Here is a 13,355-nt window from a genome sequence, read left to right as displayed (position 1 = left end):
CGGGGGTCGTTTCTTTCATCGGGCTTTTACAACCTGAAAGCTAATCTGGTTACGCATTATACCTTTTTTTGTCTTTCACTTTTGTTTAAGTCCCGATAGCAAAGTGCTGTTAGCGTCAGCGGGGCGTTGAGCCACTGCTGAGTAAAAACCCAGTTTTGTTAACAAGGCTTTGAGCAATCAACACTTTCATAACCTATGTGACTACGGCTATAAAATATTTTCTAAGTAAGAGATAATAAATAGGACACCTGTCTTATGCTAATTATCCTATAGGGATAAAATACACAGATGTCTGTAACAAAGCGGCTGGAAATTTTAGATTTCATTCGGGAACTTCCTCAGCAGCTCAATCTTTCTCAATAACAGTATGCTGCTAAAGTAGGAGTTTACTTCAAAACAGTTAATCGTTGGAAAAATGGGCATACAATCCCTTCACGCATAGCGCTATAACTAATAGAAGAAATGTTACGGCAGATGAGTGAACCCGGCAAAAGGCTGCTAAAACCAGTATTTTCCAGAAGCAGAGTAGAGTTATGGCTCATAAAGTCAGAACAGCTGAACCCAAAAAGATTTTTGCTAGCGGTAGAAACAAGGACGCAATCATTCAAGAGCAACTGCTGCACTATAGTATTGCTTTGCTATCCGTTGCCTTAGCAGTGGGAATAACGCTGCTGCTCCGTCCATATTTCACCGCAGCACCTACAGCACTATTTTTGGCTGCGGTAATGGTGAGTGCTTGGTACGGAGGTTTCGCACCAGGACTACTTGCAACTGTTTTGTCTACTTTGGTAATCAACTACTTGCTTCTTCATCCGCCCTCTTTGCTGAAGATTACAAATCTGGACATTTTAGTGCGGCTAGTCGTGTTCGCGATCGCAGCAGGGTTAATCATCTGGCTCAACGAATCACGCCGCACAGCCCAAAGAAAAGCTGAAGCAAGCTTAAAGTCACTACGCGAAAGCGAGATCCGGTTTGGTTGCTTAACCGAGTCTAATATTATTGGGGTGATTGTGGCCGAACTGAATGGCTTAATCTTTGAAGCCAATGATGCCTTTCTGAAAATGCTCAATTATACCCGCGAGGATTTGCGCTCTGGTCGAATCCGTTGGGGCGAGATTGTTCCACTCGAATACATTGAGGTGAGCGAGCGAGCGATTCAAGAACTGACAATGACTGGGAGTTGTAAGCCCTTTGAACAGGAATACATCCGCAAAGATGGCTCTCTAGTTCCCGTTCTACTTGGTTTTGCTAAACAGGGAGATCGGACAATCATTGGTTTTGTTCTTGATTTAAGCGAACGCAAACAAGCCCAAGCAGAAGCCCAGCATCGCTCCCGCCAAGCAGAAGTTGCCCAAAGCATTTTACAAATGCTTTTAGAACACGTTCCAGAGGGAATTACTATTACTGGCGGCCCCCCTGATTTCTCAATCATTGCTAACAGCAAACTTGCGCAAAAACTTTTGGGCAGACCAAGTGAATCTCTCGTTGGCATATCTTCTGAGTCTTATGTTCAGCTCTACAATCTGTTTCTCGCTGATGGTGTAACGCCCCTTACCTTAGAGCAACTACCTTTATACCGTGCTACGCGCTATGGTGAAACAATCCGCAATGAAGAATGCATCATTGAACGTCCAGATGGTACTACAATTACAGCGATCGCCAATGTCGTCCCAATTCGGGATTCCCAAGGTGAGATTATCGGTGCAATAGATTGCTGGCGCGATATTACCACCCGTAAGCTCATAGAAGAAGCACTGCGGCAACGAGAAGCAGAACTTCGTTTAATTACAGATACACTACCAGTTCTGATTTCCTTTGTAGATTCACAACAACGCTACCGCTTCAACAACCGAGCCTATGAAGAGTGGTTTGGGCATCCGGCAGCAGATATATATGGAAAGTATCTTTGGGAAGTTGTGGGTGAACCCGCCTATGAAAGAGTTCGTCACCATGTGGAACAGGTACTTGCAGGAGAGCAGGTAAGATTTGAAAGTGAAATGCCTTATAAAGATGGTGGCACACGTTACGTTAATGCTATTTACGTTCCCCAAGTTAATAAACAGGGAATTGTTGAAGGGTATGCGGCATTGATCGCTGATATTAGCGAACAGCAAGCTGCACTGCGCGAACGCAAATTGGTAGGAGAAGCGCTACGTGACAGCGAGGAGCGATATCGAATTTTAACGGAAGTGTCACCGCAGGCAATTTGGATGGGCGATCGCGATGGTGGTATTACCTATTGCAATCAATACTGGTTAGACTTCACCGGACTGACAATGGAGCAGACCGCTGGCTATGGCTGGATTTGTGTGATTCATCCCGATGACCGCGATCGCGTCTTTAAAACTTCAATGCAGGCTGTTGCTAACGCGACCAACTACGAAATAGAAATTCGCTTTTGTCAAGTTTCTGATGGTAGCTATCGTTGGCATCTTGTCCGGGGTTTACCATTTCGAGATCAAAACGGACAAATTATTAAGTGGGTGGGTATTGCCAGCGACATTCACGATCGCAAAGTTGCCGAAGCCTCCCTGCAACAACTCAATGAAATGCTAGAGCAACGAATTCAAGAGCGCACTGCCCAACTCGAAGCCGCTAATAAAGAACTCGAATCCTTCTCTTACTCAGTTTCTCACGACTTGCGGGCACCACTGCGCCACATCGCCGGATTTATCGAATTGCTCCAGAAACGCCAGACCTCAACAAGCTTAGATCAAACAAGTCAGCGCTATTTGAAAATAATTGCCGAAACTGCCAAACAGGCAGGAATACTGATCGATGAGTTGCTGACATTTTCTCGCATGGGGCGCACGGAAATGCGCTACATCAACCTTAATATGGAGGAATTGGTACAAGAAGTAAAACGCGACTCGATCGCACAAACCCCAGGACGCACAATCCATTGGCACATCGAGCCGTTGCCAGAAGCGCAAGGCGATCCCTCTATGCTACGGTTGGTGCTTCATAACCTGATAGGCAATGCCGTAAAATATACCCAGACTCAAAACCCAGCAGAAATTACTGTTGGAAGTATTGACAATGAAAACGAAGTTATCTTTTTTGTACAAGATAACGGCGTAGGCTTTAATATGCAATATGTACACAAGCTATTCGGAGTATTTCAACGTCTGCATAGCGACCCACAATTTGAAGGCACTGGTGTTGGATTGGCAAACGTGCAACGCATTATTCATCGGCATAATGGTCGAGTTTGGGCAGAGGCTGTAGTTGACAGTGGCGCCACCTTTTATTTCTCACTGCCTAAGTTGTCCAAAAAGGAAAATGAATGAAAGAACTGAAGCGGATTCTGCTAATTGAAGACAGTGCCAACGATGCAGAGTTAATCCTAGCCGCCTTGTCAGAAAACCATCTCGCCAATGAAGTAGTAGTGGTACGTGATGGCGAAGAAGCACTAGATTATCTTTATCGCCGGGGGTTGTTCCGGTTGCGAATGGAAGGGTATCCTGTGGTGGTGCTGCTCGATTTGAAATTGCCTAAAATCGATGGGTTAGAAGTGCTGACAAAACTCAAATCTGACCCAGTAATGCGAGTAATTCCAGTGGTGGTACTGACTTCTTCCCGCGAGGAACCGGATTTAGTTCGCTGCTATGAGTTAGGGGTGAATGCATACGTTGTTAAGCCAGTAGATTACCATGATTTTGTCGATTCTATTAAGGGTGTTGGCCTGTTTTGGGCAGTGATCAATCAGCCTCCGGTTGGTGCTTTACCTCCCGCGCCTCATCATCAAAAGGAGAGCAACTAATGAATGTCCTCCGTTTCCTTCTTTTAGAAGACAGCCTATTAGATGCAGAGCTAGCCCAAGCAATACTAACTGAAGGGGGAATTGATTGCCAACTGATCCGAGTCGAAACTGGCTCTGATTTCCTAGCTGCTTTAGAAACAGAAACTTTCGATTTAATACTTGCCGATTACGCCTTGCCCTCTTTTGATGGAATTTCTGCCTTGGAAATTGCCCGAAATCGCGCTCCAGAGGTTCCTTTTATTTTTGTCTCTGCTGCTCTAGGTGAAGAATTAGCGATCGAAGCTTTGAAGAACGGTGCAACCGATTATGTATTAAAGCAACGACTAGGGCGGTTAGTTCCTTCGGTGCAACGGGCATTGCGGGAAGCTAAAGAGCGGCGTGAACGCCAGCAAGCAGAGGAGTCTTTACAGAAGAGTGAAGCCAAGTATCGCCGAATTGTTGATACCTCTTATGAGGGAATTTGGATGATTGACTCTGAAGCCCGAACAGAGTTTGTGAATCAGCGGATGTCTCAGATGTTACGTTATCCGGCAGCAGAAATACTCGGTCGTTCTATATTTGATTTTATGGATTGGGCTGATGATACAGCCGATGAAGCAAAACTGGAGTGGTTCAAAGGAGAAGAGAGCGCTCTTAAAGAAGGGCGATTGCGCTGCCAAGATGGTTCGTACATCTGGACACTGATTTCTGCCAGAGTGATTTTGAATGAGCAAGGTGAGTGTTTGGGTGCGATCGCCATGCTAACTGATATTACCGATCGCAAACGCACCGAATCAGAACGCGATCACCTTTTGCAACTCGAGCAAACAGCCAGGGCGGAAGCTGAAGCTGCTAACCGAATCAAAGATGAGTTTTTGGCAGTACTTTCTCATGAATTGCGATCGCCCTTGAATCCGATTCTCGGTTGGGCAAGATTGTTGCAGAGTCGGAAATTTGATCGGGCATCGCTCAACAAAGCACTGAAAACTATTGAGCGCAATGCCAAATTACAAGCTCAATTAATTGAAGACTTACTAGATGTTTCTCGTATCCTCCAAGGCAAACTCAGCCTCAACACGATTCCAGTCGATCTGGTATCGACAATTGAAGCCGCAATGGAAACAGTGCATTTAGCAGCAGAGGCTAAAACCATTGAGATTGAGACAATGCTCGAGCCAGTGGGGAAAGTTTTGGGCGATCCAGCCCGCTTACAGCAAGTTTTCTGGAACCTTCTATCGAATGCCGTTAAGTTTACTGAGACTGAGGGAAAAGTAAATGTGCGATTGCAGTCCATCGACGCTCAAGCGCAGATTACCGTCAGCGATACAGGTAAAGGCATTCACCCTGATTTTTTACCTCATGTATTTGACTATTTTCGTCAAGGTGATAGTACAACAACTAGAAGGTTTGGTGGATTAGGGTTAGGTTTAGCAATTGCTCGTCACTTGATTGAGATGCACGGAGGAACGATTGGGGCAAAAAGTCCTGGCGAGGACAAAGGAGCAATTTTCACAGTTAGATTGCCGTTGCTCAAGGAGGGGGCGACGAGCGAAGATAACACAAAAACTGATTCCTCAACTGCCGCTTTTACTTCTTCTCCACTGATGGGTTTACAAGTGCTGGTTGTGGATGACAATGATGATACCCGCAACTTTTTCAGCTTTGTACTGGAACAGTTTGGTGCGATCGTCACCGCAGTAGCATCAGGAAATGAAGCATTACAAGCCCTAACCCAGTCAAAGCCAGATATCTTACTCAGCGATATTGGAATGCCAGAGATGAACGGCTATATGCTGATGCAACAGGTGCGGACTCTGGAAGCAAAAATCGGAGGAAAAAAGATTCCGGCGATCGCTCTGACTGCTTATGCAGGCGAAATCAATCAGCAGTACGCACTAAGAGCAGGGTTTCAACAGCACATTGTTAAACCTGTAGCACCAGAGGAATTGCTCACCGCGATTTCTAACTTAGTCCAATCTACTTAGGATTTATTTTGAAGAAGAATTCAGAAGTCAGAAATCAATCAGTCGGGGATTTAGACCCGCGACTGTCTTGTTGATACTAAGTTGCAATCATAAGTGGTATTTCTCCCTCTGCTTCCCCTGCCTGCCAAAACTAATATGTTTAAACGCGACTAGGTATGACGACCAAATCTAGGATTTGGAGGGGGTTTGAAACCCGTTGATTCATCCACCAGTCGCACAGAATTCATTCTGAATTCTGGCTCCTGATTCCTGAATTCTGTTTCGATCAACCTGAGTAATTAGATGAACTATGCTTAATATTACAGGTTTTAAACTATTCTTCACAAAGAATATCATGTCCGCATAATTAGTTATGTTAGGTTTTTATTGAGAATTTACGACTAACTAATCAGGATTATAAAAAACGTGAGTAAATACTCTCGTAAATATTGAGAAATATCTGGGGAATAGATAATTCTAGATCGCAAAGACGTAGATTCATCGCGTCTCTTGCCTAAACCGAACAGTATTGCACCCCTGCGAATCTATAAATAATTTGGGATAATTTATTTTTTGCAATTCATTAACGCATATTTAACTGCACCAAATGTCTAATCATTCGTGAATAATCAGATATCTGACTTCTCTAAAAAGTCAATAATCTTGTTGATCGTGAATGATTCAGGATTGTTATATAGATAATTTTTATATAGTAGATTTAATATTTTGCTCATTTTATCCGTGTTTGTACTCTATCATATCTTGACAGATACTCTTAGAATCAACCTAAATTATTTCCGCAAGGAGTCGGATATGAAGACTTATGACATGTCTTTCATAAAAACCAATAGACTCACGACTTTATTGGTATTTGTCTCAGTTATATTTATTTTATCATTCACTCTAATTATATTATTTTTTGAAAATATTCAAGGATTTTCAAATCAAGAAAAAATTGAATACATCACTCAAGCATTAACAACAATTGCCATAATTATTGGGGGATTGGCATTAATTCTTAATGGTTACTATACTTCCAGACTCTCTTTAGATGAAAATCACAGCTTGTTAACGCAACTCCTAGCTGGAACACTAGCTTGGGATAACAATATCGTAAATTGTATTAATCAGACACAACTTACTCCACAAGAAATTGTTTCCGAACGCTTTTCTAAAGCGATTGAACAACTGGGGAATGAAAAGATTGAAACGCGATTTGCCGCAATTTATGCTTTAGAACGAATTGCCAAAGATTCTCCCAAAGATCATTGGACAATTATGGAAATCCTCGCTGCTTTTATCCGCGAGAATGCCCCGGTAAATATGGAATATGAGAATGAGTTACTGCAATCATCAAAACTTCCTACAGATATTCAAACAGCCTTAACTGTTATTGGAAGACGAGATTCATCTAAAGATCCAGTCAATCAGAAACTCGATCTACGCAATACAGACCTCAGCAATGCAGACTTAACAGAAGCTAATCTCTCTAGAGCAATTTTTGTCGGGGCTAACTTGCAATGGGTCAATTTTACCAGAGTAAACCTCTCTGAAGCAGACTTATCAGTGACCTATCTTTGTGGCTCAATCTTCTATGAAGCCAACCTGCAAAAAGCAATCCTCCCAGAAGCCAATCTCCAAGGAGCAGCTCTTAGAAAAGCGAACCTTTCTCAAGCAATTCTTTACGATGCCAACTTGGAAGGGACAGTTCTTTGTGATGCCAACTTGGAAGGAGCAGTTCTTTGTGATGCCAACTTGGAAGGAGCAATCCTTTGTGATGCCAACTTGGAACAAGTCAACTTCGAGGGTAGCAATCTTCAAGATGCAAATCTGATTGGTAGTAACTTGCAAAGGGCAAAACTGGCTGGCGCTAATCTAGAAAGTGCATTACTGAGTACAGCTGACCTCCAAGAAGCTAATTTCCAAGAAGCTAACCTCTGTGGAGCAAACTTGAGTGGCTCAGAAAATGTAGAATCACAGCAGATTGCACAAGCAATTGGCGATCGCACAACTATCCTACCGGAAAATCTCAAAATACCCCAACATTGGCGGTAATAAAAACTAAAGTTTCGCGACGACAGATGTGGATGAAAACTGCTGTAATTGAGAAAATCGTCTATGTGGTTTCACTAATGTCAATCTATCAACTCATCTGCTAGAGATTCTAAAGGTTTACTGTTATATAAGCAATGCTTGCTAGAGTCTGGAGTGCATCAATTGTAGGCATCGATGCCGTCAAAGTAGGTGTGGAAGTCGATGTGTCAGGAGGATTACCGGGAATTGTTGTCTTGGGACTGCCAGATTCAGCGATTCAAGAATCAAGAGAAAGAGTCAAAGCAACTCTGAAAAATACTGGCTTTGCCTTTCCGATGCGAAAGATAGTAATTAATTTAACTCCGGCAGATTTACGCAAAGAAGGCCCCTGTTTTGATTTGCCTATTAGTGTGGGAATTTTGGCGGCTTCTGAGCAAGTTAGCGCTGATTTGTTGGGGGATTATCTATTTTTGGGCGAAGTCTCTTTGGATGGCAGTTTGCGTCCGGTGGCTGGTGTATTACCGATCGCAGCAGCAGCCCAAAAGATGGGAATTGCAGGTTTAGTTCTCCCTGCTGATAATGCCCAAGAAGCAGCAGTAGTTGAAGATTTGGCTGTTTACGGCTGCAAACATCTGTCTGAGGTGGTGGATTTTTTAAATAATCCGCAGCGTTACAAACCTGTACAGATAGATAGTACAACACAAACAACAACAGTATCCTACCCTGGCGCAGATTTACATGATGTCAAAGGACAAGCTCATGCGCGTCGTGCTTTAGAAATTGCTGCGGCTGGTGGGCATAATCTCATTTTTGTCGGGCCGCCTGGTAGTGGGAAGACTATGCTAGCAAGGCGCTTACCGGGAATTTTACCGCCGTTGAGTTTTGCTGAATCTTTGGAAGTGACTCGCATTCATTCGGTAGCTGGTTTATTGAAAAATCGTGGTACATTGGTATGCGATCGCCCTTTTCGCAGTCCCCACCACTCGGCATCTGGGCCTTCTCTGGTGGGTGGTGGTAGTTTCCCTCGTCCTGGAGAAATCTCATTATCTCACAGAGGTGTGCTGTTCCTTGATGAACTCACGGAATTTAAACGAGATGTGTTGGAATTTCTGCGCCAACCTCTAGAAGATGGCTACGTCACAATTTCCCGCACCAAATTATCGGTAATGTTTCCCGCGCAGTTTACTTTGGTGGCGAGTACTAATCCCTGTCCTTGCGGCTACTATGGCGATACCATCCAACAATGTACTTGTTCTCCCCGCCAACGCGAGCAATATTGGGCAAAACTTTCTGGGCCGTTGATGGATCGAATTGATTTACAAGTTGCAGTGAATCGCTTGAAACCAGAAGAAATTACCCAACAATCTACGGGAGAAACATCAATATCAGTACGCGAACGAGTGCAACAAGCAAGCGATCGCGCAATTACTCGTTTCCAAGGAGAAGCAAATCTGCGTTGCAATGCCCATCTGCAAAGTAGTCATCTCCAGAAATGGTGCAAGTTAGATGATGCTAGCCGCAATTTATTAGAAGCAGCAATTAGAAAATTAGGTTTATCAGCAAGAGCAAGCGATCGCATTCTCAAAGTAGCACGAACTATTGCAGATTTGGCGGGAGAAGATGAGTTAAAAACCAGTCATGTAGCGGAAGCAATTCAGTATCGCACAATCGATAGGATGCAGTAGTAATTTTCGACGTTGCTGAATGAGAGCATGAACTAGCCTCATGCTTCAGACGCAGCGAAAAGTCTGAGCTAAGGCTTCCTTATATTACAGCAGTTTTCATGTATTTGAACCACATCTGTTGTAGGGGCGCAAGGCTTTGCGCCCCTACTGGTGGTCTATTTACCTGAAAATAGCTGTAAGTAGGTCAGCGTAAAAATTTGTCGTAGTGAATAAGGCAGGAGGCAGGTGATCACTAAGCTAGGAGAATCAATCAAGGTATTATGCGATCGCTGCCACTGCGTTTTATATGCTAAAGCGATCGCGCTACCTATTGTCTACCAAAAAGCAAATTATTTATAGAATTCTCGTTAAAGAAATTATCGACTTTGCTAAATTCCTCCTCTAGGACGCTTCACAAATATCCTTGGGAGGATGTCACAACTTAGGAAATCAGTATCCAATATATCAGGGACTAAGCAACAAAGCAACATCCCCTACAAGGAGACTGATTGGATGAATTTGCAAGAAATTTGGAAGTTATTACAAGAGACGTTCAAAGAATGGAGTGACGATAAAGCCTCACGGTTAGCGGCGGCGTTAGCTTATTACACGATTTTTTCCATTGCACCATTGCTAATTATTGTAATTGCGATCGCAGGTGCAGTATTTGGAGAGGAAGCGGCAAGAGGTCAAATTGTCGGACAAATTCAAGGTTTAGTTGGGGTAGATGGCGCAAAGTTTCTTGAAACAGCTATCCAAAGTGCTAATAAACCACAAACAGGAGCGATCGCTTCGATTATTAGTGTCCTAGTTCTGCTAGTGGGTGCTACAGGCTTATTTACTGAGTTGCAAGATGCCATGAATACAATTTGGGAAGTGAAACCCAAACCTGGACGTGGCATAAACAACATGATTCGCCTACGCTTTTTATCGTTTGCAATGGTGATCGGGATTGGCTTTTTACTTTTAGTTTCTCTAGTAATTAGTACGATATTAGCAACATTAGTAACATACTTTAGTAACTTATTGCCAGGTTTTGATTTCATTTGGCAGATTGCCAATTTCATCATCTCTTTTGCAATAACTACAGTGCTGTTCGGGCTAATTTTTAAAGTTCTACCAGATGTCAAAATTGCATGGAGTGATGTTTTAATCGGAGCTGCTCTCACTTCAGTTTTGTTTTCTATTGGGAGATTTTTATTAGGACAATATCTAGGTAATGGCAGTTTTGGTTCGACCTATGGTGCTGCTGGCTCACTGGTGGTGATTTTAGCTTGGGTTAACTATGCGGCACAGATTCTTTTCTTCGGTGCAGAATTTACTCAAGTTTATTCCCGAAGGTATGGAAGCGGCATAGTGCCAACTAAAAATGCTGTACATATATCTGATGATACAAAGTATAATGGCAAAGCTCCAAATGAACAAGCATCGACAAATAAGAAAAAACCCTTTATTAATCGTTTATTTCAGTATTTTAAGAAGTCGAAACGCTTAAAACAGAAAAGAAAGAATCAGCGATTTTAATGCTTGATTGCTGGAGGTTTATATTTATAAATCTGATAGATATTGAAGACCTGTATGTACACTGTAAATCCACAGCCTTTTAGGGAAGACAAAGTGTAATTTTGGTGTGGTAGTGTTTTTCAGGTTTTATACTGGATTTTTTCCAGAATTCTATTGAAAAAAGAAGAAAATTAGTGCTAATGGAAAAATGGTTTTTTATCAATTGGCAAGCAATTTTTATTCCTAGGATCAGCGTCTTTGAATTGATTATCCGCGGTTCACTAGTCTACTTAGCGCTGTTCTCAGTGCTACGCCTGCTTCCTAGCCGACAATTAGGAACACTAGGAATTACTGATTTACTCGTAGTTGTACTATTTGCGGAAGCTGCTCAAAATGCTATAGCAAGTAATTACACATCAATTACTGAAGGCGCTATCCTGGTAGGAACAGTGATTTTTTGGAGTTACTTGCTGAACTGGTTGGGTTACAAACTTCCCCAGTTGCAACGTTTCCTGAATCCGCCACCGCTGCTACTGGTAAAAAACGGTCGGATGATTGAGCGCCATCTGCAACGAGAGTTAATTACAGATGATGAATTGATGAGCAAGTTACGTCAGCAAGGTGTGGAATTTTTGGCTGATGTGATGGCATATATGGAAGCTGACGGCAGGATTAGTATCATCACGTCTGATTTCAAAACTAGTGCCGTCCGTGAGCAAAAAGTAGCGTTAAAAAGCGATCTACATTAATTAAACTGTAAAATATGACGGTTGTATTCTGTGCCAAACTGTGATTGAGCGTTATACTTTGCCTGAAATGGCTAATCTGTGGAGTGAAGCCTATAAACTAAAAACTTGGCTGCAAGTCGAAATTGCTGTTTGTGAGGCTCAAGCTGAACTTGGTTACATTCCATCTGAAGCCGTTGAAGAAATTAAAGCCAAGGCAGATTTTGATCCAAAGCGGGTGCTGGAAATTGAGGCTGTAGTTCGCCACGATGTCATTGCTTTCTTGACAAACGTCAATGAGTATGTTGGTGATGCCGGACGCTACATTCACTTGGGTTTAACGAGTTCGGATGTTTTGGATACAGCTTTAGCACTGCAATTAGTTGCTAGTTTGGATATATTATCGCAACGTCTGGAAGATTTGATTCAGGTAATTCGCCAAAAAGCACGGGAACATCGCCATACAGTGATGGCTGGTCGATCGCACGGTATTCACGCTGAACCGATTACTTTTGGTTTTAAGCTAGCTGGTTGGTTAGCAGAAGTGTTGCGACACCAAGAACGTCTGAGAATACTCCGTCAAACGATCGCTGTCGGTAAGATTTCTGGTGCAGTGGGAACTTATGCCAATATTGAACCGCGTGTAGAAGCGATCGCTTGTCAAAAACTCGGACTCCAACCCGATACAGCCTCAACTCAAGTGATTTCCCGCGATCGCCACGCTGACTACGTGCAACAATTAGCTTTGCTAGCGGCAACCATTGAACGCTTTGCTGTAGAAATTCGCAATCTCCAAAAAACAGACGTTCTAGAAGTTGAAGAATTCTTCGCCAAAGGTCAAAAAGGCTCCTCAGCAATGCCACACAAGCGCAACCCTATCCGTTCAGAACGACTGACAGGAATGGCACGACTTGTGAGAAGTCATGCTGGTGCAGCTTTAGAAAACATTGCTTTATGGCATGAGCGAGACATTTCCCACAGTTCTGTAGAACGGGTAATTTTGCCAGATGCTTGTACTTTGACCCACTTTATGTTGTCAGAAATAACCGATTTGGTCAAAAACTTGCTGGTTTATCCTGAGAACATGAAACGCAATCTCAACTGTTACGGCGGCGTTGTGTTCAGCCAAAAAGTGTTACTGGCTTTAATAGATAAGGGAAGCAGCCGAGAAGAGGCTTATGCGATCGTTCAAGAAAGCGCTCACGCCGCTTGGAATCAGCCAGAAGGAAACTTCCAAGACTTAATTAGCAAAGACCCGCGTGTTACCCAAAAATTGTCTTCAGCAGAACTAGAGGTTTGTTTCGACCCCCAGGAACATCTGCGGCATTTAGAAGAAGTTTACCAACGATTAGGTATTTAAGATTAATTTACTTGTAGTAAGCGTTTAAACGCTTACTACAAACCTATTACCCAAAAAATACGCAGATATCATCAAAAAAGATATACAGCGAATTTCAATTTAGTGAGGCAGGCAAGCTAAGTCTTACAGCGGTTTTCAGTTGAGTAGACTACAAATTTAGTAGTTTTTATCACTTACGTACAGGATGTTCTAGCATCCCAGTTGTGGGCAGGAGCAATTGTAGTGATGGATAATTTATCAGTACATACTGCTGCGGTAATTTGAGATCTATAGCAGATTTCAACTCAATGGAATACAGTAGCAGCAGTGAGTAAAGTAATTCCGAATATCATTTGATACAATTGCATCGAGTGCATTCGTGAT

At 42.8% G+C, this 13,355-nt stretch carries 8 protein-coding genes; all 8 read left to right on the top strand.

The genetic code is table 11. From position 1 onward, the window contains the following. Positions 1-533: 533 nt before the first annotated feature. The 8 genes from V7K89_RS31690 to purB all read left to right on the top strand — a co-directional run bounded on the left by V7K89_RS31690 (position 534) and on the right by purB (position 12,992). Positions 534-3,290 (top strand): PAS domain S-box protein, encoded by a 2,757-nt coding sequence (locus V7K89_RS31690; protein WP_335194458.1) that lies wholly within the window; start codon positions 534-536, stop codon positions 3,288-3,290. Continuing rightward, a complete protein-coding gene (locus V7K89_RS31685; RefSeq protein ID WP_335194456.1) occupies positions 3,287-3,763 on the top strand; it encodes a response regulator in 477 nt (158 codons plus the stop codon). Before V7K89_RS31690 ends, V7K89_RS31685 begins: the two co-directional genes overlap by 4 nt. After that, a complete protein-coding gene (locus V7K89_RS31680) occupies positions 3,763-5,727 on the top strand; it encodes a hybrid sensor histidine kinase/response regulator (protein ID WP_335194454.1) in 1,965 nt (654 codons plus the stop codon). Before V7K89_RS31685 ends, V7K89_RS31680 begins: the two co-directional genes overlap by 1 nt. Positions 5,728-6,534: 807 nt before the next feature. Beyond that, on the top strand, positions 6,535-7,761 hold the full coding sequence (locus V7K89_RS31675) for a pentapeptide repeat-containing protein (RefSeq protein WP_335194452.1): 1,227 nt from the start codon (positions 6,535-6,537) through the stop codon (positions 7,759-7,761). Positions 7,762-7,895: 134 nt separating this feature from the next. Beyond that, a complete protein-coding gene (locus V7K89_RS31670; RefSeq protein ID WP_335194450.1) occupies positions 7,896-9,425 on the top strand; it encodes a YifB family Mg chelatase-like AAA ATPase in 1,530 nt (509 codons plus the stop codon). 492 nt (positions 9,426-9,917) lie between these two features. Then, positions 9,918-10,928, top strand: a complete 1,011-nt coding sequence (locus V7K89_RS31665) for a YihY/virulence factor BrkB family protein (protein ID WP_335194448.1) — start codon at positions 9,918-9,920, stop codon at positions 10,926-10,928. Between the two features lie 179 nt (positions 10,929-11,107). After that, the gene (locus V7K89_RS31660) at positions 11,108-11,656 is read left to right on the top strand and encodes a DUF421 domain-containing protein (protein ID WP_335194446.1); all 549 of its coding nucleotides are present in this window, start codon (positions 11,108-11,110) and stop codon (positions 11,654-11,656) included. Positions 11,657-11,696: 40 nt separating this feature from the next. Further along, entirely contained in the window at positions 11,697-12,992 is a 1,296-nt protein-coding gene (purB, locus tag V7K89_RS31655) for an adenylosuccinate lyase (RefSeq protein WP_335194444.1), read from the top strand. Positions 12,993-13,355 lie beyond the last annotated feature (363 nt).

It is taken from the genome of Nostoc sp. (genome assembly GCF_036917515.1).
Taxonomy (GTDB): Bacteria; Cyanobacteriota; Cyanobacteriia; order Cyanobacteriales; family Nostocaceae; genus Nostoc.
Note: the sequence above shows the minus strand (reverse complement) of the source record. Positions and strands in the feature narration are given on the sequence as shown.